The 23,591-nt window shown below is 42.0% G+C and carries 22 protein-coding genes and 1 tRNA gene; 16 read left to right on the top strand and 7 right to left on the bottom strand.

The window, feature by feature from the left end:
- Positions 1–15 precede the first annotated feature (15 nt).
- The 8 genes from mutL (at position 16) to NDQ71_RS10570 (ending at position 8,898) form a co-directional block, all read left to right on the top strand.
- Entirely contained in the window at positions 16–1,869 is a 1,854-nt protein-coding gene (gene mutL / locus NDQ71_RS10605) for a DNA mismatch repair endonuclease MutL (RefSeq protein WP_192541681.1), read from the top strand.
- Between the two features lie 10 nt (positions 1,870–1,879).
- Complete coding sequence (gene miaA / locus NDQ71_RS10600) at positions 1,880–2,797, top strand: tRNA (adenosine(37)-N6)-dimethylallyltransferase MiaA (protein WP_192541680.1); 918 nt, start codon at positions 1,880–1,882, stop codon at positions 2,795–2,797.
- Positions 2,798–2,877: 80 nt separating this feature from the next.
- Positions 2,878–3,141 (top strand): RNA chaperone Hfq, encoded by a 264-nt coding sequence (gene hfq, locus NDQ71_RS10595; RefSeq protein ID WP_064668197.1) that lies wholly within the window; start codon positions 2,878–2,880, stop codon positions 3,139–3,141.
- A 16-nt stretch (positions 3,142–3,157) separates the two neighbouring features.
- Entirely contained in the window at positions 3,158–4,441 is a 1,284-nt protein-coding gene (gene hflX / locus NDQ71_RS10590; protein WP_064668196.1) for a ribosome rescue GTPase HflX, read from the top strand.
- Positions 4,442–4,547: 106 nt separating this feature from the next.
- On the top strand, positions 4,548–5,714 hold the full coding sequence (gene hflK, locus NDQ71_RS10585) for an FtsH protease activity modulator HflK (RefSeq protein WP_192541679.1): 1,167 nt from the start codon (positions 4,548–4,550) through the stop codon (positions 5,712–5,714).
- Positions 5,715–5,719: 5 nt separating this feature from the next.
- Positions 5,720–6,598 carry a protease modulator HflC gene (gene hflC / locus NDQ71_RS10580; protein WP_192541678.1) on the top strand — a complete coding sequence of 293 codons (879 nt, stop codon included), beginning with the start codon at positions 5,720–5,722 and terminating at the stop codon, positions 6,596–6,598.
- Between the two features lie 216 nt (positions 6,599–6,814).
- Positions 6,815–8,128 carry an adenylosuccinate synthase gene (locus NDQ71_RS10575; protein ID WP_192541677.1) on the top strand — a complete coding sequence of 438 codons (1,314 nt, stop codon included), beginning with the start codon at positions 6,815–6,817 and terminating at the stop codon, positions 8,126–8,128.
- Between the two features lie 146 nt (positions 8,129–8,274).
- Positions 8,275–8,898 (top strand): tetratricopeptide repeat protein, encoded by a 624-nt coding sequence (locus tag NDQ71_RS10570; RefSeq protein WP_064668192.1) that lies wholly within the window; start codon positions 8,275–8,277, stop codon positions 8,896–8,898.
- Positions 8,899–8,996: 98 nt separating this feature from the next.
- Here the strand turns inward: NDQ71_RS10570 and NDQ71_RS10565 are convergent, their stop codons facing one another.
- Positions 8,997–10,859, bottom strand: a complete 1,863-nt coding sequence (locus NDQ71_RS10565; RefSeq protein ID WP_192541676.1) for a sodium:proton antiporter — start codon at positions 10,857–10,859, stop codon at positions 8,997–8,999.
- Between the two features lie 911 nt (positions 10,860–11,770).
- Here NDQ71_RS10565 and proB point away from each other — a divergent pair.
- The gene (gene proB / locus NDQ71_RS10560; protein ID WP_192541675.1) at positions 11,771–12,877 is read left to right on the top strand and encodes a glutamate 5-kinase; all 1,107 of its coding nucleotides are present in this window, start codon (positions 11,771–11,773) and stop codon (positions 12,875–12,877) included.
- Positions 12,874–14,121: a glutamate-5-semialdehyde dehydrogenase gene (locus NDQ71_RS10555; protein WP_192541674.1), complete on the top strand. Its 1,248-nt coding sequence runs from the start codon at positions 12,874–12,876 to the stop codon at positions 14,119–14,121. The genes proB and NDQ71_RS10555 overlap by 4 nt, the downstream gene beginning before the upstream one ends.
- Positions 14,122–14,282: 161 nt before the next feature.
- On the opposite strand, the gene NDQ71_RS10550 is transcribed toward NDQ71_RS10555, so the two are convergent.
- Positions 14,283–14,358, bottom strand: a tRNA-Ala gene (locus NDQ71_RS10550).
- Positions 14,359–14,532: 174 nt separating this feature from the next.
- Between NDQ71_RS10550 and NDQ71_RS10545 the strand changes: the two genes are divergently transcribed.
- Entirely contained in the window at positions 14,533–14,919 is a 387-nt protein-coding gene (locus NDQ71_RS10545; protein ID WP_064668188.1) for a hypothetical protein, read from the top strand.
- A complete protein-coding gene (locus tag NDQ71_RS10540) occupies positions 14,920–15,420 on the top strand; it encodes a prolyl-tRNA synthetase associated domain-containing protein (protein ID WP_192541673.1) in 501 nt (166 codons plus the stop codon).
- Here the strand turns inward: NDQ71_RS10540 and NDQ71_RS10535 are convergent.
- The gene (locus NDQ71_RS10535; RefSeq protein WP_301561610.1) at positions 15,387–16,529 is read right to left on the bottom strand and encodes an MFS transporter; all 1,143 of its coding nucleotides are present in this window, start codon (positions 16,527–16,529) and stop codon (positions 15,387–15,389) included. The two genes, NDQ71_RS10540 and NDQ71_RS10535, sit on opposite strands and share 34 nt — an antisense overlap.
- 222 nt (positions 16,530–16,751) lie before the next feature.
- Here NDQ71_RS10535 and NDQ71_RS10530 point away from each other — a divergent pair, with 222 nt between their 5' ends.
- The 4 genes from NDQ71_RS10530 to NDQ71_RS10515 all read left to right on the top strand — a co-directional run bounded on the left by NDQ71_RS10530 (position 16,752) and on the right by NDQ71_RS10515 (position 19,881).
- Complete coding sequence (locus NDQ71_RS10530; protein WP_064668185.1) at positions 16,752–17,291, top strand: DUF2058 domain-containing protein; 540 nt, start codon at positions 16,752–16,754, stop codon at positions 17,289–17,291.
- Positions 17,292–17,433: 142 nt separating this feature from the next.
- Complete coding sequence (locus tag NDQ71_RS10525; protein WP_064668184.1) at positions 17,434–17,757, top strand: c-type cytochrome; 324 nt, start codon at positions 17,434–17,436, stop codon at positions 17,755–17,757.
- A 154-nt stretch (positions 17,758–17,911) separates the two neighbouring features.
- On the top strand, positions 17,912–18,679 hold the full coding sequence (locus tag NDQ71_RS10520) for a class II aldolase/adducin family protein (RefSeq protein ID WP_064668183.1): 768 nt from the start codon (positions 17,912–17,914) through the stop codon (positions 18,677–18,679).
- 26 nt (positions 18,680–18,705) lie between these two features.
- Complete coding sequence (locus NDQ71_RS10515) at positions 18,706–19,881, top strand: mandelate racemase/muconate lactonizing enzyme family protein (protein WP_192541671.1); 1,176 nt, start codon at positions 18,706–18,708, stop codon at positions 19,879–19,881.
- 132 nt (positions 19,882–20,013) lie between these two features.
- On the opposite strand, the gene NDQ71_RS10510 is transcribed toward NDQ71_RS10515, so the two are convergent.
- The 4 genes from NDQ71_RS10510 to NDQ71_RS10495 are packed head-to-tail and all read right to left on the bottom strand — an operon-like array spanning position 20,014 to position 23,589.
- A complete protein-coding gene (locus NDQ71_RS10510; RefSeq protein ID WP_192541670.1) occupies positions 20,014–20,391 on the bottom strand; it encodes a hypothetical protein in 378 nt (125 codons plus the stop codon).
- Between the two features lie 18 nt (positions 20,392–20,409).
- On the bottom strand, positions 20,410–21,972 hold the full coding sequence (locus NDQ71_RS10505) for a S41 family peptidase (RefSeq protein ID WP_192541669.1): 1,563 nt from the start codon (positions 21,970–21,972) through the stop codon (positions 20,410–20,412).
- Between the two features lie 49 nt (positions 21,973–22,021).
- Positions 22,022–22,864 (bottom strand): amidohydrolase, encoded by an 843-nt coding sequence (locus tag NDQ71_RS10500; RefSeq protein WP_192541668.1) that lies wholly within the window; start codon positions 22,862–22,864, stop codon positions 22,022–22,024.
- Entirely contained in the window at positions 22,861–23,589 is a 729-nt protein-coding gene (locus NDQ71_RS10495; RefSeq protein WP_192541667.1) for an SDR family NAD(P)-dependent oxidoreductase, read from the bottom strand. The genes NDQ71_RS10500 and NDQ71_RS10495 overlap by 4 nt, the downstream gene beginning before the upstream one ends.
- Positions 23,590–23,591 lie beyond the last annotated feature (2 nt).

Raw genomic sequence — 23,591 nt, 5'->3', positions numbered from 1 at the left:
ATCGTTAGGATCAGTATGAGTATTGAAATATTACCCGCGCGATTAGCTAACCAGATTGCCGCGGGCGAAGTGGTTGAAAGACCCGCATCGGTGGTTAAAGAACTCGTTGAAAATAGCCTAGATGCAGGCGCAACTCGCATTCAAATTGATATCGAACGCGGTGGTCACAAACTGATCCGCATTCGTGATAATGGCTCAGGCATTGATAAAGATGAGCTTACATTGGCGCTTTCTCGCCATGCTACCAGTAAGTTAAAGTCCCTCGATGATTTAGAAAATATTTGCTCGTTGGGTTTTCGTGGTGAAGCGCTGGCCTCAATTAGTTCAGTATCACGCTTAACGTTAAGCTCAAAAACGCAGCAGCAAGAAGCCGCTTGGCAAGCATTTGCCGAAGGCCGCGATATGGCGGTGCAAGTTAAACCGACAGCGCATCCTGATGGCACCACTATTGAAGTTAAAGATTTATTTTTTAACACTCCAGCTAGGCGCAAATTTTTACGTACTGAAAAAACAGAATTTACGCACATTGATGAATTGATCAAGCGCATTGCCCTGAGTCGTTTTGATGTGTCGATTACCCTTACTCATAACGATAAAGTGGTGCGCCAGTATCGGGCAAAAACTGATCCTGCACAGGCAATTACTCGGGTTGCACAAGTTGCCGGCAAAGCGTTTGCAGAACAAGGTTTGTATATTGAGTCCGGTGAGCTTGGCTTGCAATTACACGGCTGGGTATTACCTGTGGGATCGGCGAATACCACACAATATACCTATGTAAATAATCGCATGATGCGCGATAAACTGATTTTACATGCAATCCGCCAAGCGTTTGAAGAAGTTGCAGGGCAGGAAGAGTTGCCGGGCTTTGTAATTTATATTGATATTGACCCGCGTCAAGTCGATGTTAATGTGCACCCTGCAAAACACGAAGTGCGTTTTCATCAAGGGCGCCTAGTGCATGATTTTATTTTGCAAGCCATTAAGCAGGTGGTAGTTCCGTTGCAAGATGAGCTTGTCGTTGATCATCAACCAAGCTCACCACTTACGACTGCACAATACCCTAACACAGCAGCACCACAGGCGCACTCTAACAACATCGCTGGCGAAATGCTTGATTACCCTAAGTCTAACCTGCAACCGCTTGAACGAAGCCCCAGTAGCACTGCGTCGTCTTTCTCTCGGGGCGGTGGCGGATATGGCGGCTCAAGCAGTAGCACAAAGCCAAGCAGTCGCGTCAATCATCAAGATGTTAGCGCTTTTTATCAGGGGGTTAATGAACAGCATGCTAGTCATTTTGACCAGCCCATAGCTGCCACTGCTGAATTACCGGCATCTAATCAGCGCCAAACTGGGCAGCCTTTACTGGTGCAAAGTGATGGCGGTTGTGTGTTTAGCCAGCAACAGCAATTGTATTGTTCACACTTTAAGTATCTTTTAGTCGCTGATTGGTTAGAGCTAATTGCAGAGCATGGCAATTTAGAAGGTAAGTCGTTACTATTACCGGTACGCGTCAATATTAGCAAAGAAGATAGTGTGCGTTTAACTCAGCAGCAATCGTGGTTTACCTTACTGGGTTTTGAGTTATTAATTGAAAAGCAATTTGTAATGGTGAAAAAACTACCCCAGAGTTTATACCTGTTGGACGTTAGCCAAGCGATAGATGCTTTATTGAAAGCAACGCAGGCCGAGCTTAACAGCATTGAAGAATGGTTGAACTGGCAACGAGGGCAAATACCGTCACGTTTTTATGCCAGCCAAGCATTTGCTGAAGATGTCGCGCGGATGCAAAATAATCCACAAACAATTCAGCGTTTAGCTGCAAAAGCAGTTAAAATAGATTTAAATCATTTTTTAGTACAATTAGATTAAGGTCGCCGAGTTGAGTAATTTACCTGTCATTTTTTTAATGGGCCCAACCGCTGCGGGGAAAACAGCGTTAGCTATTGATTTATGTCAGCATTTAAATACTGAGATAATCAGCGTTGATTCAGCCTTAGTGTACAAAAATATGGACATAGGTACGGCAAAACCGGACGCAGCAGAGCGCGCGCTTGCGCCACATCACTTAATTGACTTAATTGATCCCAGTGAAAGTTACTCAGTGGCAGATTTTCGTCGTGATGCGATTGAAAAGATTGACCAATTTCACCAACAAGGTAAAGTGCCAGTATTAGTTGGTGGTACAATGATGTACTTTAAATCATTGATCGATGGATTATCGCCATTGCCAGAAGCGTGTCCAGTGATCAGAGCTGAACTTGAGCAGCAAGCTAAGCAACAAGGTTGGCCAGCACTTTACAAAGAGCTTGCAGCCATTGATCCGCAAGCGGCAGAAAAAATGAGCGAAAATGACTCGCAACGTATTAATCGTGCGTTAGAAGTGTATCGCTTAACGGGTAAAACGATGACTGAATTGCAAAAAAGCAAGCAGCCAAGTTTACCCTATACGTTTCATCAATTTGCGATTGCACCTGATGATCGTGCCGATTTGCACGAACGTATAGCACAAAGATTTAAAATAATGCTTGAGCAGGGGTTTGAAAATGAAGTTTCATCCCTATATCAACGTAAGGATTTACACCCAAACTTACCTTCTATTCGTTGCGTGGGTTATAGGCAAATGTGGGATTACATTGCTGGCGGCACTGAGTACGATGAAATGGTGTTTCGCGGTATTGCAGCAACACGACAGCTTGCTAAACGTCAACTGACATGGCTAAGAGGTTGGCCCGATGTAACGTGGTTGACAACGGGTGATGAAGAAAACTTGCAACGTGTTGTAAGTTCGCTAAGCTAGTAGTAGTTGAATGTTTTTTAGCTTTGTTAAATAAGTTCAGCCACTTAATTATAATAACACCTAGAACGAAGGAAAATAACATGGCAAAAGGCCAATCGTTACAAGACCCATTTTTGAATGCGCTACGTCGTGAGCGTATTCCAGTATCAATCTTTTTGGTTAATGGCATCAAACTACAAGGTAAGATCCAGTCATTTGACCAATTTGTTATTTTACTTGAAAACACCGTGAATCAAATGGTGTATAAACATGCGATTTCTACCGTAGTTCCTGCTCGTGCTGTTAACTTCCAAGGTATTCAAGGAAGCGAAGACGGTGAAGAGCCTGAAGCTGGAAATTTTTAAATTAGGAGCATAATGTTTGTTTGACCGTTATGAAGCCGGCGAACAGGCAGTCTTAGTTCATATCGACTTTCCAAAAGAAGGGGATCGTGAAGATCTTCATGAATTAGAAATGTTGGTATCTTCTGCTGGTGTTAGCAGTTTGGCGGTTGTGCAAGGCAGCCGTCAAGCACCACATCCGAAACTATTTGTCGGTACCGGAAAGGCTGAAGAGATCGCTGAGATTGTCAAAATCCACAACGCAGATGTCGTCATTTTTAATCATCAACTCAGACCGTCACAAGAACGCAATTTAGAGCGCGTTTGCCAATGCCGAGTGCTTGATAGAACGACGCTTATTCTTGATATTTTTGCGCAACGTGCACGTACCCATGAAGGTAAGTTGCAGGTTGAGCTTGCGCAGCTGCGGCATATGTCAACTCGCTTGATCCGCGGCTGGACTCACCTTGAGCGCCAAAAAGGCGGTATTGGTTTACGTGGTCCAGGTGAAACCCAGCTAGAAACAGATAGACGTTTGCTGCGAGTACGTATTCAAAGTATTCGTGCCCGCTTAGAAAAAGTTGCGGTGCAACGTGAGCAAGGTCGTCGTGCTCGTAATCGCAATGAAATTCCCACGGTATCATTGGTAGGCTATACTAATGCGGGTAAATCAACCTTGTTTAATCGCATTACCAACTCTAATGTTTATGCGGCTGATCAGCTATTTGCGACCCTTGATCCAACCTTACGTAAGCTCGAAATTGAAGATGTTGGCGCGATTATTTTAGCCGACACTGTTGGTTTCATCCGACACTTGCCTCATGATCTAGTGGCTGCATTTAAAGCTACCCTGACAGAAACCCGAGAAGCTGATTTGCAACTTCATGTGGTGGACGTTGCCGATCATCGTCGCAAAGAGAATATAGAACAAGTACAATCGGTTCTTAAAGAAATTGAAGCGGATGAAGTGCCGCAATTGTTGGTATACAACAAAATTGATGCGCTGGAAGATATTGAACCACGTATTGACCGTGACGATGAAGGCACGCCGATTCGAGTTTGGTTGTCGGCCCACAGTGGTGCCGGGTGCGAGCTATTATCGCAGGCTATCAGTGAGCTGTTAGCAAAGAAAATGTTTGTACATACGCTTAAATTAGCGCCGCAGTTCGGCCGTTTACGCGCCGCGTTGTTTAGTTTAAATGCAGTACATCAAGAAGATTTTGATGAGCAGGGTCAATGGTTGCTCGCTACGCGTATGCCTATGGTAGAATGGAACCGTTTAAGAAAAGAGTTTGGTCCTGAAATCGACGCTTTTATTTCGTAATTCGAAAAAACTACCGCACATTGTCATTTTTAGTATGAGAACAGCGGTATTTTTGTTAGATTTAACGTAATTACCTAAATTATTTAGATAACAATGGAGTATAGCTATGGCCTGGAATGAACCGGGTAATAATGGCAATGACAAAGATCCGTGGAACAAAAAAGGCGGACGTGATCAAGGCCCACCTGATTTAGACGAGGTGTTTCGCAAGTTCAGCGGCAAGTTTGGCGGCTTATTTGGCGGTAATAAATCCGGCAAAAGTGGCGGCGGACTCGGTGGAGCTGGTCTTTCATTTGTGCTAATTATTGCTGCAATTGTATGGGCATTGAGCGGTATTTATACCGTGAAAGAGGCTGAGCGCGGCATCGTATTACATTTTGGTCAGTTTGACCGCATCGCAGATCCTGGTTTGCGTTGGAAAATGACGTTTATTGAAACAGTCGTTCCAGTAGATATTGAAGCAGTTCGTTCATTATCAACGTCTGGTTTTATGCTAACCGAAGACGAAAATGTGGTTAGTGTTGAATTTCAGGTGCAGTATCGAGTTATTGACCCTGTATTGTACAAGTTTAGTGTTACTAATGCTGACTCAAGCTTAAAAGAAGCATTAGAAAGTGCACTGCGCTATGTTGTTGGTCATTCTAAAATGGACCAAGTTTTAACTAATGGCCGTGAAGTTGTACGTCAAAATACCTGGGACGAACTAAATAAAATTATCGAACCGTATAATTTAGGTTTAATAGTCACAGACGTTAACTTTAAAGATTCACGTCCACCGGCTGAAGTTAAAGATGCCTTTGATGATGCCATTGCAGCACAAGAAGATGAAGAGCGTTTTATTCGTGAAGCGGAAGCTTATGCCCGTGAGATTGAACCGCGTGCTCGTGGTCAAGTAACGCGTATGACGCAAGAAGCTGAAGGTTATGGTGAGCGTGTTATTTTAGAAGCAGAGGGTGAGGTAGCTCGTTTTGAAAAGCTACTACCTGAATATCAAGCTGCTAAAAAGGTAACTCGTGAGCGCTTATACATTGATGCCATGCAAGAAGTGCTCGGTAGCAGCTCAAAAGTGTTAGTCGATGTTAAAGGCGGTAATAACATGATGTATTTACCACTTGATAAAATGATGGAAAAACAAGGTACAGCAACTCGTGTTGCACTACCTAGTTCAAGTGATATTAACGACTTACGCAATAAAGTTAATACATCGCGCAATAGCACTGTGAACTCAAGTTCAGACCGCTTTGGCGCAGATCGCTTTAACGACGGGAGATAAGCGCAATGAAAAACTTTAGTTTAGTTCTATTATTAGCGGCCGTTGTGTTGTCATTTTCGTCAGTGTTTGTGGTACCTGAAGGGCAAAAAGCAATTGTTATGCTTTTCAGTAAAGTACAAAAAGACGATAGTGGTGAAGCAATTGTTTATAACCCAGGCTTACAATTCAAAGTGCCTTTCTTTAGCCAAGTACGTCGTATTGATGCGCGTATTCAAACTTTAGATGGTGCACCTGATCGCTTTGTAACTAGTGAGAAAAAAGACTTAATCGTTGACTCGTTCGTGAAGTGGCGGGTAAGTGATTTTAGCGCATTTTATTTACGTGCCCGTGGTGATAAGCAATACGCTGAAGCGCTACTTAAGCAAAAAGTAAACAACGGTCTTCGTACTAATTTTGGTTCACGTACTATTCGTGAGATTGTATCTGGCGAGCGTAGCGAGCTAATGGAAGAAGCGTTAGTACAAGCCTCTGAAAGTGCTCAAGAGTTAGGTATTGAAGTACTTGATGTACGAGTTAAGCAGATCAATTTACCATCAGAGGTTAGTGATTCTATTTATAAGCGTATGCGTGCTGAACGTAAAGCGGTTGCAAATGAACACCGTTCTGAAGGTAATGAAAAAGCAGAAACTATTCGTGCAGAAGTTGACCGTCGTGTCACGGTAATGCTGGCTGATGCAGAGCGTAATGCACGTACTGTTCGCGGTGCTGGTGATGCAAAAGCAGCTGCTATTTATGCAGATGCATACAATAAAGACGCTGAATTCTTTAGTTTTGTACGTTCATTAGAGGCTTATAAAAAGACCTTTAAAGATAAGCAAGACGTGATGGTGTTATCACCAGATAGTGACTTCTTTAGATATATGAAAGGTGCTGCTGTACAGTAATCGTTTCCTACATCTAACACAAATCCAAACCCTGTGTATGCAGGGTTTTTCTTTTAGTAAGACAGATTATTGTGAATAACTTAAAGTTATTCAACCAGTTAATTTTTATTGTAATGGTCGTTAAATGATCAAGCAGAAAAAATAACCTAAACGGGGTGATCTTTGCCCTTATTTTCTGGTAAAATCTCGTCCTAATTTTTTCTAAGTGAATTTACAATGGGTAAAAACGTTGTTGTATTAGGCACCCAATGGGGTGACGAAGGTAAGGGTAAGGTAGTTGACCTCCTTACAGACAAAGCATCTTTAGTAGTTCGTTACCAAGGTGGCCATAACGCAGGTCACACTTTAGTTATCGGCGGTGAAAAGACAGTTTTACACCTTATTCCATCGGGTGTATTACGTGACAATGTTAAGTGTGTGATTGGTAATGGTGTTGTCGTTTCACCAGAAGCGCTAATGAAAGAGATTGGCATGCTAGAAGAACGTGGCGTACCAGTACGTGAGCGTTTATTAATAAGCGAAGCATGTCCGTTAATTTTGCCTTTCCACATCGCATTAGATGTAGCTCGTGAAAAAGCACGTGGTAATAAAGCGATTGGTACAACGGGTCGTGGTATTGGTCCAGCGTACGAAGATAAAGTTGCTCGTCGTGGTTTACGTATCGGTGATTTATTCAACCCTGAGCTATTTGCTGCAAAACTTAAAGAAGTATTGGAATACCATAACTTCACATTAGTTAACTACTACAAAGTAGATGCGGTTGATTTCCAACAGACTTTTGATGATGCAATGGCTGTTGCTAATATCCTTAAAGCAATGGTTGTTGATGTTACTGAATTACTTGATCAAACTCGTCTTGCTGGCGACAATATCTTGTTTGAAGGTGCACAAGGTACATTGCTTGATATCGACCACGGTACTTACCCGTATGTAACATCTTCAAACACCACTGCCGGTGGTGTTGCGACTGGTGCTGGTTTTGGTCCATTAAACCTTGATTACGTACTTGGTATTATCAAAGCTTACACAACTCGTGTTGGTTCAGGTCCTTTCCCTACCGAGCTTTACGATGGCCTTGAAAAACAAGACCCAGTAGGTAAGCACTTAGGTACTGTTGGCCATGAGTTTGGTGCTACAACAGGTCGCCTACGTCGTACTGGTTGGTTAGATGCTGTGGCAATGCGCCGTGCAGTACAAATTAACTCGATCACAGGTTTCTGCTTAACTAAATTAGATGTTTTAGATGGTTTAGAAACGCTTAAAATTTGTATTGGTTACCAACTTGAAGATGGCACTGTTACTAACGTAACGCCACTTGCCGCTGAAGGTTATGAGAAAGTAACCCCAGTATATGAAGAAATGCCAGGTTGGTCTGAGAACACCGTAGGTGCGACTTCTGTTGATCAGTTACCACAAGCTGCACTTGATTACATCAAGCGTATTGAAGAAATCACAGGTGTGCCTGTTGATATTATTTCTACCGGTCCTGATCGTGTAGAAACTATGGTATTACGCAACCCATTTGCATAATCACTAATAGCACAAAAAAAGCTGCCTAGTGCAGCTTTTTTTGTGGCTGTTTTTCGGCTTTATCACAAATAAGCGCGGATAAATTTCATTCTGGAACGATCTTTGTATAAACTTTAGCAAGATGGTTTTTAATTAAAGTGACCTAAATGCGTTTGTTAACTTGTTTATCATTAGTACCTTTTTCTATGTTATTGGTAAGCCACGTTAAAGCGGAAGAGCCAATAGCCGCAGTGCCTTTGTACACTGAGACAGAGCTGTTAGCACTGATCAATAAAAATACTCATTTAGCCCGTGTAAAGGCAGATGATTGCCAGTTAGTGCAAGATATCGAAGCGCGAGCCAATAAAATGGCGCTGCCTTCTTATCAATTTTTATATGGCGATATGCTGGCGTATGCGGTGTGTGTTGATCGTAATGTAGAACTGGGTGTGTATTATATGCGCCAAGCCGCTCAGCAAGGCTTAGCGGCGGCATTAGAGCAGCTCGGGCGTTACTACGATACCGGACGTTTAGTGCAAAAAGATAAAGCACTGGCTGTAACCTATCTGCGTGAAGCTTCATCACAAGGTAATTTAAAAGCACAGTTACGCTTAGTTAATTTATTTAACCAAGGTTTTGGTAGTCCTCGTGATTATGAAGATGCTTACCGTTGGCTATTTCATGCCATGGTGGCAGACAAAGCAACCCATAAAAAAATAGAACGCTCACTTGCTCAGCTTGCACAAAAAATGCCTGATAGTGTTGTCGCACGGGCACGCTTGCCGATGTAGGTGTGAGTGCAAGGGAGAAAGTTAGCGAGTTAGAAAGAGCAAAGACAAAGTGATTAAAGCAAACAAAAGGGCTAGGTGTAATACCTAGCCCTTTTTGGCTACTCTTTTATTTCTTTCGGCTCTTTGCTTTTGCCATTATTTGGATCTTTTAACACCGACATTTTAGGGGGCAGCATAGCAACAACACGCTCTCCTTGCTGTGGTGGTTTTTCTATATTTATGGTAAAGGGGCGCAGTTTTACTGGCGAATCTTCATCGCTATCTTTATCCCCATTGAGAATAAATAATGGGATCGCATCAGCGTTCATCTCCTGGTATTTTTCCCAGCTGAACTCTTCAGAGATGCGTGTCGCACTGACCTTACCGCCTTTGGCGATTAAGCTACTTAAACGTGCATAAGAGCCACTGTCGCCAAAGAGTATTTGCCGAGATAAAAACGTTGCGCTGTCTTTATTTGCTTTTGCATGCGAGGTTGAAGAGCGCAGTGAAAATACGTTTTTCTCATTCAATAAATGCGAAAAGTATTGTACACCTAACGCGTTATGATGACGATTTGGTGACAGTGCCATCACACTACGAATTGTAGTCAGTGGCAAATAACGTTCGGCATGCTCTGATTGCGGATTACCATAATAACAAGCTAGGCCGTCCATACGTGCCATACGGCAGTTTTCCCAAGCTGGATCTGATAAGTGCACCGGAATATTTTGCTCTTTCAGGCCACGTGCAATCGCGCGAGCAACATGATTAGCACCGATAATCAAAATAGTATTGGGCGATGGTTGACGTACCCCTAATAACTTGGCAATAGGAATAGCAGTTAAACTTTGCAGTACCACAGTAATAATGATCACGGTAAAGATCAGCGGTACGATTTTTTCAGCATCAGCGACCCCGGCTTCCATCATACTCAACGCAAATACAGAACCTACCGCGGCGGCAACAATACCGCGAGGTGCAATCCACGCTAGTACTAACCGAGACTTTATCGGCAGTTCAGTACCGTAAGTTGAAATCGCAATACACAGCGGGCGCGCAACAAATAGGACTATCGCTAAAAAGATAAATACATCAGCATCCAGCATCATTAAATCAGCAAGCTCTAAACGCGCAGCAAGTAAGATAAATAAAGTCGAAATTAAGATCATTGAAAGATCTTCTTTAAACTCAAGCACAGAATCAATTTCTAAATCGTCTTGGTTTGCGAGCCAAATACCAAATACTGTGACCGCCAATAAACCTGACTCATGACTTAAATGATTGGAAACGGTAAAGCTAATCAGTACCAGCGCTAAAATACCAAATTTATGCAATTCAAATGGTAGCCACTCTCTGCGGATCAACAAGGTTGTTAACCAGCCGGCAACCACACCAATAGATAAGCCCACGCCTAAGGTTTTAAATAGCGCGATAATGGTGTGCAAAAACACTTCACCTTGGCCGACCAGCATGACTGCTTCGAACACAAGCACTGCAAACAAGGCACCAATTGGGTCGATAACAATGCCTTCCCAGCGCAATATACGGTCTATATCTTGAGTCGGTCGCATTGAATTCAATAGCGGAGCTATTACCGTTGGGCCAGTCACAACTAATACAGCCCCAAGCACTGCGGCAACACGCCAGTTTAATTCTAAAATCCAATATGCACTTAGGCTTATTATTATGCAGGTGGCAATCATGCCGATTGAACATAGGTTGCGAACTACCTTGCCAATGCCTTTAAGTTCACGAAAGTGCAGGGTGAGTGAACCTTCGAATAAGATAACGGCAACACTGAGTGACACCACCGGAAAGAGCAGATCACCGAGCAATGCATCTGGGTCTAACATACCAGTAGCAGGACCTAGTAGTAGGCCTGTAAGTAACAAAAATAAAATAGCTGGGACACGAAAACCCCAGGCTACCCATTGGGCGAGAACCGAGCATAGAGCGATCCCTGCGATATAAATAGCTGACATAGATGAAGTATTCCTTATTTATTACTGCGATTAGGATATAGCTAATGAAACCAATAATACAGGGGTATACACGTGTATGTTATTTTTTCCTAATAGAATTTTAGCTGTTTATGAACTTATTTGTAGAAGAAATGATAATTAACTGATTTTGAAATAATCATAATTAATAAATGCTGGTCTAACTTTATGAAAAATAACAATTTTAAAATAATGCAGTGTAAATTGTAAGCCGATCGGATGAAATGTAGCCTTGATCTCTAGGCTAAAATTAGCGTATTATAGTTAGTGTTCAAACAATTAGTCATCTAATTAGTTATTTTTTAGGTCTAAGCGAATACATATAGTTATTTTTAAGTTGTTCATTATTTCAATGACTTAGATTGAGGTTACTATATCTATATGCTTAAAAATTAATTTTTAATTGTTTTGAATACAATTTGTATATTTTTACTCGTTTTTAGCAGTGAGTTAATTTGAACAAAATTACTTTGTAGTGATTTATTTCGTTTGAGTTGAACTGTTGCTTACTCAATATTTGACACCCATCGTGGTGAGCAAATCTCGGTCCTTGAGTCATCACCCTATCTGTTGGTGTACCAGACTCTAGAGGCTCTATGTATGTTGTTAATAAAAAAGCCTCACACAGCTTTTTACAGCGATGCATAAACAACACTTTTTTATTTACTTTATAACTGTTCAATCTTAATGATTGGGCTAGAGTTATGCTATATCTACTGCTTAGTAAAAATACTGAGTGAGTGATTTTGGCTGAGTATTAAAAAGTGCTAACTTAAAAATGAGTGGAACGAAAATACATATTATTAATTCGTAACCTAGTGAAATGCTAGGTGAATGTTTTCATGCTTATCCTACTAGGATAAGACACAGTTAAAATGGAAAGTAGAACACTTATGCAAAAGTTAAATTGGCGACGTATCGTATTAAAAGTAGGTAGCGCATTGATTGCACCTGATCAAGATGGCTGCCGTTCACGCTATTTATTAACCATCGCTCAGTTTATTGTTCGTTGTCGTAGTCAAGGAATTGAAGTGATTTTAGTTTCGTCAGGCTCAGTTGCTGCTGGCGCGCATTTATTTCCAACGGCACAAGAACGCACTGTGGTAATGAAAAAAGCCATGGCAGCTGCAGGCCAAACAGAGATGATGGCAATGTGGGACCGCTTTTTTGATTTCCCATCGGCACAAATTTTATTAACTCATGGTGATTTACGTGACCGTGAGCGTTACGAAAGTATTCGAGAAACCGTGTTTACCTTACTTGACCATGGTGTACTGCCTATCATGAACGAAAATGATACGGTGACCACGGATGATTTAAAAGTAGGTGATAACGATAATTTATCAGCCATGGTGGCCGCGGCTGCAGATGCTGATGCATTAATGATTTTTTCAGACGTAGATGGGCTTTATGATAAAAACCCTAATCTACATGATGATGCCGTGTTACTGCCTGAAATTAAATCAATTGATGATTCAATCTATGCTATGGCAGGATGTGCTACCAGTGCAGTTGGCACCGGTGGTATGAAAACGAAAATAGAAGCAGCAGAAAAAGCGACTTCGCATGGTATAACTACTTATATCATTAATGGTTTTAAAGAGCAGACGTTTACTAAGCTGCTCGATGGTGAAAACCCCGGCACTATTTTCTTACCGTATGAAAAGCCAATGCAAGAAGCCATACATTGGATGACTCATACTGCCAGTGAGCAAGGTGAAGTCGTTGTAGCGGGTTCATACGATGAATCATTAGAAGGCGAAACGGGTTGTATCCGTGGCGATGAAATTGTTGCCGTGCATGGTGAATTTGCCGTTGGTGATACCATCTTGGTACGTAGTAACGACGGCACTCGATTAGCCAAGGCAACTGCAAATTACAGTAGTTGTTTACTGAATTTTATAGCTGATAACGAACAAAGCGAATTTAGCGACAAAATGCAAAATTCGATCGGTCCCGTTATTTCAGAAAAAGATATCGCATTATTGGAGAAGTCATGAGTTTAATTACAGATATTTCACGTCAAGCAGCCAAAGCTGCACACCAGTTAGCCTTACTCGATACCGAGACCAAAAATCAGGTGCTACTGGATATGGCGGCGGCATTACGCCAGCAAAAAGCATTTATTATTAAAGAAAACGAAAGTGACTTAGCGGCTGCACGTGATAATAATTTAGCAGCCTCGATGGTAGACCGTTTAACGCTTAATGATGAGCGTATAGAAGCAATGGCAGAGGGCATTGAAGTGATCGTCAGTCTTGACGATCCTGTGGGTCAATTACGTGATATCACAGAGCGTCCAAATGGCATTAAAATTCGTAAAATGCGTGTACCACTAGGCGTTGTTTGTATGATCTATGAAGCGCGTCCAAATGTAACCGCTGACGCTGGCGCCTTGTGCTTTAAATCAGGTAATGGTGTTATTTTACGTGGTGGTAAAGAAGCGTTAAAGAGTTCACAAGCAATTGCCAGCGTAATGCACCAAGTATTAGAGCAGCATAATCTACCTGCGGCGCTTATTTCAGTGATCCCAGATCCTGACCGTGCATTGTTGATGGAGTTAATGCAGCAACGCGACAGCATTGATTTAATCATTCCACGTGGTGGCGAAGGTTTAATTAACTTTGTAACAGATAACAGTACCATTCCAGTGATCCAACACTTTAAGGGCGTATGCCATTTATATGTGGATAAAGACGCTGATTTAGAAGTGGCGATTAACTTGTTACTTAATGGTAAAACTCAACGTACTGGCGTATGTAATGCGTTAGAAGGTTTAGTGGTGCATCAAGATGTTGCCGATGAGTTTTTAAACTTGTGCGCGGTAGTATTGCGCCAAGAAGGTGTAAAAATTAACGCCGATAGCCAAGCGGCTAAGTATTTTGATAACGCCACCGTTTTAGAGGCTGATCAGTTTGGTGAAGAATACCTTGATCTAGAAATTGCCATTCGTGTAGTGCCTGATTTTGCTGGTGCCATTGATCATATTGCACAATTTGGTTCAAACCATACCGAAGTTATTTGTACTAAAAATGACGCTGCGGCGCAGTTGTTCCAACGTAGCGTTGATGCCTCAGTAGTGATGGTAAATGCATCATCACGCTTCTCTGATGGCTCTCAGTTAGGCTTAGGTGCAGAGATTGGTATTGCAACATCAAAATTACATGCATACGGACCAATGGGCCTTGAGTCACTTACGACGGAAAAATACTTAGTGAATGGCGAAGGCCAAGTGCGCGAATAATACAGGATACCGCACTAATATTAATGCCGAGCTCTGCTCGGCATTTTTGATCGTAAACAAAAATGGAACAGCAAAAAATCGTATGTGATTTAAATAAAAATAGATTTTAAAATGAGAGTGTGGCGACTAAGCCATAGAGATAAAAAAGAAGAGTAGGAAAGTGGTGGAGCTAAGCAGGATCGAACTGCTGACCTCCTGCGTGCAAGGCAGGCGCTCTCCCAGCTGAGCTATAGCCCCACATTCCTAAAGTTACGAATTTCGTAACCCACTTGAGTTTCCCTTTCAAGCGGGACGAACTTTAATGAGATTTCTAAATTTGGTCAAGCATTTTTTATATATTTTACGAATTTTTACGCAAGTAAGCTATTTTTGATAGACTAGCAGTCACTGGATAGTAAAAAGACTTTAAAAATGAAAAAATACGCATGGATCCTGTTCGTTTTGCTTTGTGGGTGCGCAAGTCAAAATGATGAGCCGCCTTTTGAAATTAATAACAAGCAACTACATACTAAGTTGGATGAGCAAGGTAATAAAATTTTTGCCTATGTGGTGTCGGTTAAAGCGAATAGTCGAAAAAGTTTAAACTTAGATCGACCACTGACGCGCAGCGAGTTTAAAAACTTTGCTGAGCAAGAATACTTTGAAGAATCAAACAGCTTAAAACTAGAGTTAGAAGACCAAGCCGTAGAGTTATTACAACAAGAATTAAAAGCAACACAATACTGTAATGACAAGTACGAAATAAACGACGTGGTTTGGCGAGAGTTAAGTGTGCAATTAAGGGGGCATTGCTTATAAATGTTAGCGGATAAAACCAAGTTAGCAGCGTTTTTAGCGCATTTAGGGATTAGCTATGATGTGATTGAACATCCAGCACTGCATGGCAGCCTTACTGCTGATGAGTTAATGATAGAGCGCCCAGGAACGCGGCTAAAAAATTTATTCTTGCGCGATAACGAAGGAAAAAACCACTTTTTAGTGATCACCGCTCATGACAAGCAGCTCGATTTAAAAGCGTTGGCAAAATACCAAGGGTTATCACGATTAGGGTTTGCCTCAGATGAACGTTTAGCACGATTTTTAAAAGTCGCCCCTGGCTGTGTTTCGATGTTAGCGTTAATGAACGACAAACAAAATAATGTCACCTTATGGTTAGACCAAGATATATGGTTTGGGGATCTATTTCATTGTCACCCGTTCGAAAATACCCAAACCTGGTTACTGCAAAAAGCCGATTTAGAGCGCTTTTTTATTGCGACAGGGCATCAGCCTAAAGTGGTTTTTTTACCCGCTAAATAACCCGCAGTAACTAGAACTAAGCCACATAAACACACCAGTAACAATGAGGCCATAAATGCGGTATGGCCCCATTGTTGATATACCAAGCCAGGTATAAATGAGCCTAACGCGCCGCCACTGTAATAAAATGATACGTAAGCACCATTGGTAACACTGGCCGGGGCAATACTGATTTTATTAACAAACGGCGCCGCTGTTGAATGAATGATAAACATCGCCCCACAAAAGCCTGTGAATGCCAATAGAAAAATCATCAGTTGCGAACTCATCAAAAATACCAGTGTTGCGCTATAAAAAATAAATATTGCTGACAGTAAATGCCATGGCGAAATACTTTTTCTTAATAGCCAAGGCGTTGCGATTGAGGCCAGCGCACCAATCAAGTAACCGCTATAGACTAAGCCGATATCGCGCGTGTTGGTAATTAAAAAGGTATCGCGCAAAATAAATGGCAAATAATTTAATAACGCAGCAAAGCAAAAAAACATGCAAAACACAGCACCATATATTTTTAACACCGCAGCATTGGCTAATTGCTTTAAATAATTTAGTGGTGAAAGGGCATTGCTTACAATAGCCATTTGGTGGCGTGGTATATATAAAGCTGCGCAGGTTAACCCTGCGGCAATAACAAAATAAAAGCTTTGCCATGTCCAAAAGTCGGCAAAGGCTGCAGCGAGCACTCGGCCAAAGTAACCCCCAGCTATAGTGCTACCTATGTAGAGGGTCATATTTTTTTGTAATTGATCCGCTTGATAAGTACTGCCAATGTAAGTGGTCATCGCAGTTAGTGCGGCGGGTAAGGTTAAACCTTGTAAAAACCGTAGTAACAGCAATAACTCAAAACTGGAGGCATAAGCAAAAGTGATGCAGGTAACAGCAAGCAATAACATGGCGTAGCGAAGAATGCTGAGTGGGTTGCGCTTCGCTAGTAATAAACCGTATACCAAAGGAGCCACGGCTAACGGGATCATAGTTGCGGTCATCAAACTTCCTGCGGTGGCAGGGCTGACAGAAAACTGCTCAGCAAATAAGCTTAATAATGGCTGCGGTGCGTAAAGCACAAAAAAGATAAACAGTGAGCAAACTAATAAATGACCCAAACGCATTGTATTGGCCCTACTACAAAAATCACAGCTTAACCTGATTGATATTAAATTCAACCATAGGCATTGCTTTAAGTGATTACTTCTATTGTAAAAATATATATTCTTTGCGCTAAATCACGGTATCACCTACAACACTTTGTTAGATTAATGACCACAGCACTATGATTTATGCGCATTGAAGATTAAAATAATCTTAATATCAGTTTTTAATGGAACAAAGCCATGGGTTCATTACAAGACCAATTGCTCAAAGCAGGACTAACCACCTCACATAAAGCTAAAGTTGCTAAAAGTGAAAAACGTAAGCAGCAAAAGAAGCCAAAGAAAGGGGCAACGAGTAACCCCAGTGATCTGCAAAAGCATATTCAGCAAACAAAGCTAGAACAGCAGAAAAAAGCAGAAGAGTTAAACCAAACACGCCAAGCTGAGCTAAAACAGCGTGAACAGGTCGCTCGTGTTAAGCAAATATTAGAGCACAATAATCAAGATTCTATACGTGGTGAACGTACTTTTAATTTTACTTATGAAAATAAGGTAAAAGAGCTCGAGGTGAACGAGAAAACCCAAAAGGCATTATCAGGTGGTCGGCTGGCTATTTGTGTACTGGAAGGGCAGTTTTTTGTACTCGAAGATGAGCCTGCGCGTAAAGTGGCAGAAGTTGATGAAAAGTACATAGTGTTTCATGTTGAACCTGAAGATAAAGGCAAAGATGAAGATGACCCCTATGCAGATTTTGAAGTACCAGATGATTTAGTTTGGTAGCCTAATAGCTAATTTGAGCAGTGTGTTTGCTGATCTACCCGGTGTATAAATTACGTACATTAGTTATATGCAAAGATCTGTCATTATGGTCTACAATTAGAGCAATAATTTTTATAAACCGTCAAAAAGAAGAGAGAATACAATGAGCAAGATAACAAAATTACTCTTAGGCGCAAGTCTCACAATGGCTGCGAGTGTGTCATTTAATAGTATGGCAGCAGATGGTGCAGCGCTTTACACTGCAAAACTGTGCCAAACTTGTCATGGCCCTGAAGGTAAAGCACCTATTATGGCAATGTACCCGAAACTAAATGGTCAAAATAAAGAATATTTAGTTGCGCAAATGAAAGATATTAAGTCGGGCGCGCGCAGTAACGGTATGTCGGCAGCGATGAAAGCGATGGTTGCAAATGTAACAGAAGAAGAAATGACTGCAATTGCTGACTACTTAGCAAACGTAAAATAACTTTTTCTAACGCGGGTTACCTACTTAGCTCGCAGTGAACAGCCACACCATTTGGTGTGGCTGTTTTATTTTAAAGATTGATCATCCTCGCACACTACTTTAGACTTCTATCCATCTATTTCGTGTTAACGGCACGCTTGTATAAGGCATTGCAATGTTTGAATTACCGCAGCTTGATTTAAAAAATAAAGTATCAGCCCAAGAATGGCAGTTACGCGTTGATTTAGCCGCCTGTTATCGGTTGGTTGAGCATTTTCGTTGGGGTGATTTGATATATACCCATTTATCGGCCCGCCTACCGGGAACTGATCATTATTTAGTAAATGCGTTTGGTCTAACCTTTGATGAAGTTACCGCTTCTAATTTAGTGAAAGTGGATTTAGACGGCAATATTTTAGATGATACCCCTTTTGCGATTAATCCCGCTGGATTCACTATTCATAGCGCGATCCATGAAGTGCGTGAAGATGCCCATTGTGTTATCCATTTACATACTAAAGAAACCATCGCTGTTGCCACACAGCAAAATGGTTTACTGCCTTTAAGCCAATATTCAATGTTCTCGCTACCCTCGTTGTCTTATCATGGCTATGAAGGGCTGGCGGTAAATAATGATGAGAAAAAACGCCTGCAAGATGACTTAGCTAATACCAATCATATGCTGTTGGTTAATCATGGCGGCTTAACTGTTGGGCCAACGGTTGGCGATGCGTTTATGCGTTTTTATGATTTGCAGCGAGCTTGTGAGATTCAGCTCGCCTTGCAAGCCAGTGGCCAAGCGGTTACACCGGTTCCACAAGCTATAATAGATAATATTTATAACCAAGCGAATGTAGTACACAGCGGCAGTACTGGCGGGCAATTAGCATGGCCTGCAATGCTGCGTAAAGCTTATCGACTTGATCCTAATTTTGCAAAATAACCAAGCTCTGGTTAATAAGGAATTTTATGAAAGTTAATCGCGTTGAAGTGTTTGATATCCATTGTCCAGACAGACCAGCTTGGACACCTGTCTTTGTTCGTATTCATACTGACGAAGGTATTAGCGGCGTTGGCGAAGCTGGCCTTGCGTATGACTTAGGCCACAGTGCAGCCGCAGCCATGATCAAAGAAATGGCTGATGCTTTTTTAATTGGTCACGACCCATTCCAAACAGAAAAGTTATGGTCGCGTATGCTACGTGAAAGCTTCTGGGGATTAGGTGGCGGGCCTGTAGTTTATGCCGCGATGAGTGCGATAGATACGGCTCTGTGGGATATTAAAGGTAAAGCATTGGGTTTACCTGTGTATCAGCTGCTTGGTGGCAAGGTTAACGACAAGCTACGTACTTATGCCTCACAATTACAGTTTGATTGGGACACTGAGTTCAAAGCACTTGTACATCCACAAGAATACGCAGAAGCGGCATTAAAAGCGGTGGCGGAAGGTTACGATGCGGTTAAAGTTGATCCGATCCAATACGATAAAGACGGCAATACTTATTACGACCGTACTAACATCATTTCCCGCGCTGAAATGAAATTATACCGTGCCCGCATGCAAGCAATTCGTGAAGCGGTAGGTGATGAAGTTGACATTATTTTCGAATGTCACAGCTTACCGGGTGTGACATCCGCAATTCAAATTGGTGAAATCGCCAAAGAGTTCGATTGTATGTTCTATGAAGAGCCAGTGAACTATTTAAATCATTCACTGCATGCCAAAGTAGCTGACAAAGTATCCGTGCCGATTGCTGGTGGCGAGCGTTTATACAACCGTTGGGGCGTACGCCCTTATTTAGAAGATCAAAGTATTAATGTACTACAACCTGATATTGGTTTATGTGGTGGCTTTACTGAAACCAAAAAAGTGTGTGATTACGCCGATATTTTTGACGTGCGTATTCAGGCTCATGTGTGTGGTGGCCCAGTGGCAACCGCAGCGTCATTACATTTAGAAACCGCTATTCCAAACTTCTTAATTCATGAGCATCATACTTATGCGATTAAAAAGTGGAACAGAGAGTTATGCTTACAAGATCCACAACCTAAAAATGGTTTCTTTGAAGTGTCTGAAGAGCCAGGGATTGGTATTGAGCTGAACGACGAAGTCGTGATGCGCTCGCAAAGGGTTGAAATAAAATAAGCTACGGCTACGAGTCGCGAGCGATGAGTAGCGAGCTAAATTTAGCTCGCTGCTCAAGCGATGATTTACTTTGACCTTTAACAAGCTTAAAGTTATTCCTACTAATTCAACATGTTAAAATTTTCCTAGAACCTATTTATAATTCAACTTACATTTCACATCCGGCAATGGCTCTGTGGCCTTACTGTCTAAATGCCTAACAAAACACAGATCATTTTTGATCAGCAGCTCATAACGGTCAGGCATATTGAGTTGTTTGCCCATAATTGGGTTACCAAGTGCATCGGTTTTAGTAACGTTATCTACTACCATTAAACTACGCTGCATAAATACATCATCAGCGACTGCAATATTCTCGCTGCGCATTAGGCGAGCAATACCCTGTGCGATGAGTTCACTTTGTGGTTTGGTTAGTAGTGCATGTTGTAATTTGGGCGTTGCTGTTTCTGCCGTTGTACAGCCATATAGCAGTAATGCCGCTATTATGAATAATACTTTTTTGTTTAGCATTGTAGTGGCCTTAATAGCTTATTGCCTTGGTAATATTTTGTTTTGTTCAGCCATGCTAGCAGCACGGCTATCTTGTACGGCAGGCGTGTCGCTAAAGTTCGCAGGTGCAAAGCCTTGTTTACTGGCTATCGAGCTTGCAGCCGGGCAACTACCGTTTGTACGGTAATTTAATGCTGCTTTTAGCATCGCTTCTTCAGGGTCGCCTAGCTGACGGCTAAAATCGTCTGCTACAGCACAGCCTTCCACACGGACCGGTAAACGGGCATTATCAGTGGTGTTTTCTGGTGCAAAACCATCAGCATACTCTCCAAAATCTTTATTGTTCTCGCCGGTAAATTGAATGCTGAAGTACGTGGTGTCACAGTTATCTGTAGCGTAAAAACCATAAGGTTTACCACAGGTACCAGAGCCAATTTGAATTACCTCAACATCAGCACCGCGTAGGCCGTTCATTATTGCCTCACTGGCTGAGCAGGTACTAGCGGTTGTTAACAAATATACGCGCTTTAAATTAAGGCTCGGCAAGGGCGTGCCTGGCATTAAAGCTGGGTTATCGGCAAAACCAACAAATTCATTGGTGAACATCACAGGTTCTAAACGTTGCCCGGTTACAGGATTAAAAGTTGGATGTTTGTCATTGAAAATTGTTTTTTCAAAAATTTTGCCATTGGTATTCGCAGGGCCTGCAATCATATAGGCAACTTGACTGGCCATTTGTAAAAAGCCGCCACCGTTGTAGCGAATATCAATAATTAAATCAGTGACATTACTGGCTTTAAGGTTATTAAATGCATCATAAAGGGGTTTTTCAGCCACCGCATTATGACTATTAAATTGAAAGTAGCCCACACTGCCGTCGGCTAAGGTTTTCACGTTTGTGACAGGAAGAGAGGTGATTGTTTGCGAGGTTAGAGTAACTTCACGGGTTTCGTCGGTATTAATGTCTTTGAATAAAAAAGTGGTGCTTTTACCGGTTTGACTGGGAAATAAACCCGCATTGAGAGTATCTACCTCTGCTTGCGTTGACGCATTAACAAAATCAACGCCGTCTACTTCTAAAATCTCAAAGCCGCGAGCAAGGTTTTGATTACTCGCGGGGGTATTTGGCTCTGTGTAACTGATCACCCCTTGACGTGGTGCTGTGGCGCTTATTAATTTTATTTTAAAGCCATAACCAAAGGTCACCCCAGACTGGCTTTGTGCTTTCCATTCTGCAGTTGGCAGGCTGGAATGAAAATTATCTTTTTTCGCGCCAGAGTCGGTAATTTGTTCTGTTTTGAGTAATGCAAAGTATTCACTAACAGTGGGTGTGAGTGCTGGGTCTCGATCAATAATTTCGTCATACCAAAGGTAGGTTTCGTTACTCCACGAGCGCAACCAATGTTTTTCATTTAATGCTTGGCATTGCTGTGCAAAATTGCCTGATGGTTGAAATACACCTTGGGTCCAGCTGATGCTGGTTCCTGTATCTGGAGGACTGTTATCGCCCATTGAGCTACCGCCACCACAGCCAGTTAGCAGTGCTAGCAAAGAGATATTAACCAGTCCTAAGGCGACTTTATTTGTTGATGAAATAGCCATATTGATACTTTATTTTTATCCAACATAGCTTAAATATAGCGGCTTTTAATTAAACTTGATAGCAGTGCTGAGCGTTTTTGTAGCTAAGTTGTGACCACATATTGTCACTAGTGCAACGCTTAAAATGGCTTTGCCAACATTGTTGATAACTGGCATTGATTTGGCACACAGGAAAGTTACTGGCAAACATCACCCGTTGTAGACCAAAGTGCTTAATAATAAAATCAAAGCACTGTTGCTGCTGGGTTTTAACTAGATCTGGGAATAGTTCAAATCCTGAAAATTTGATCCTGCAATTGGCTATTTTTGCTAGTTGGCTAATACCTTGTTGCCACTGTGGCAAGTCATTAGGTAAGCCCGCATGGTTTATTACAATCTGCAAATGCGGGAGTTGGCGGCAATAATTTACAATTTGTTGGGTAATTGCGAGGTTTTCAATTGCAAATTGCGCTTCAAATATCAGTTGCTTACTGGCTAATAGTGCTAAGTTATCCAAGCATCTAGCATGCTTTAAGCGTGCAGCATCAGCGCCTTCGGTGATATCTCTAATGCCTACTAAGCTTGGGTGCGTTAACGCAGTAATGGCAGCATCAAAATCTGCATGGTGATTATTAATATGGGCAAAGCTGACGGCTTTATAATTTTGCCCCGCTAAATGCTCAGCTAACCAATGCAGCTCGTTGAGTGGTTGCTGGTTATCATAGCCCGCCTCGATATGTACCAGGCCAGCAAGCTCAAATTGAGTTTGTTGCTGTAGTTGAGCTGCAGTCATTGGGGCTTTAATTGTAGCTAAATTGGGCCAGTTTACTGGGTTGCTACCTTGCAACCAGTCATATTGACCTTGCGCTAAATTAAAAAAGTGTACATGGGGGTCTATAATACGTTCACTCATTGCGCAGTGTAGCCACCGTCAATAGTTTGCAAACTGCCGGTGATAAAGCTGGCATCATCACTGGCTAAAAAGTTAACTAATGCGGCTACTTCATTAGCTTGACCGAGTCTACCTAGCGGTTGTAAAGCCGCTTCTTCGGCAACGATGGTCGCTTTATCGGCGCCACTGCGAGCACAATATGCGTCGATAGCATTATGAAAAAGCGGGGTTTCTATGGTGCCTGGGCAGACTGCATTAGCGCGAATATTATATTGTGCGTAATCCAGTGCGGTGGTTTTTGCCATTGAGGCTAAGGCATGTTTGGTCAGGTTATAGGCAAATGAATTGCTTTTGCCGATAATGGCTTGATCTGAGGCAATTAAGATAATCGCCCCATTTTGCTGCGCTTTCATGCTCGGTAGGACACTTTGAATTGCTGCGTATGCACCTTTTACATTAAGTGCAAATAAGCTATCAAAGGTTGCTTCATCGGTATTCTCAATGGTAGCGCTTAAATGACGACCTGCATTCGATACTAACACATCGATGCGTTTTGAATGACTGGCAATGTCGGCAATAACTTGCTTTACAGCATTAACATTACTGACATCACAGTGGTGCCAAATGCCTAAATCAGCAGCTTCAAGATCCAGATTATGCACTTGATAGCCGTTATTTAAAAAACGCTCAACAACAGCACGGCCGATGCCTTTACTGCCGCCTGTTACAATAGCAACCTTTGACATGG

The organism is Pseudoalteromonas sp. KG3 (assembly GCF_030436385.1).
In the GTDB taxonomy this organism is placed as follows: domain Bacteria; phylum Pseudomonadota; class Gammaproteobacteria; order Enterobacterales; family Alteromonadaceae; genus Pseudoalteromonas; species Pseudoalteromonas prydzensis.
The sequence above is the reverse complement of the archived record's forward strand: the minus strand, read 5'-3'. Positions and strand labels throughout refer to the sequence as shown.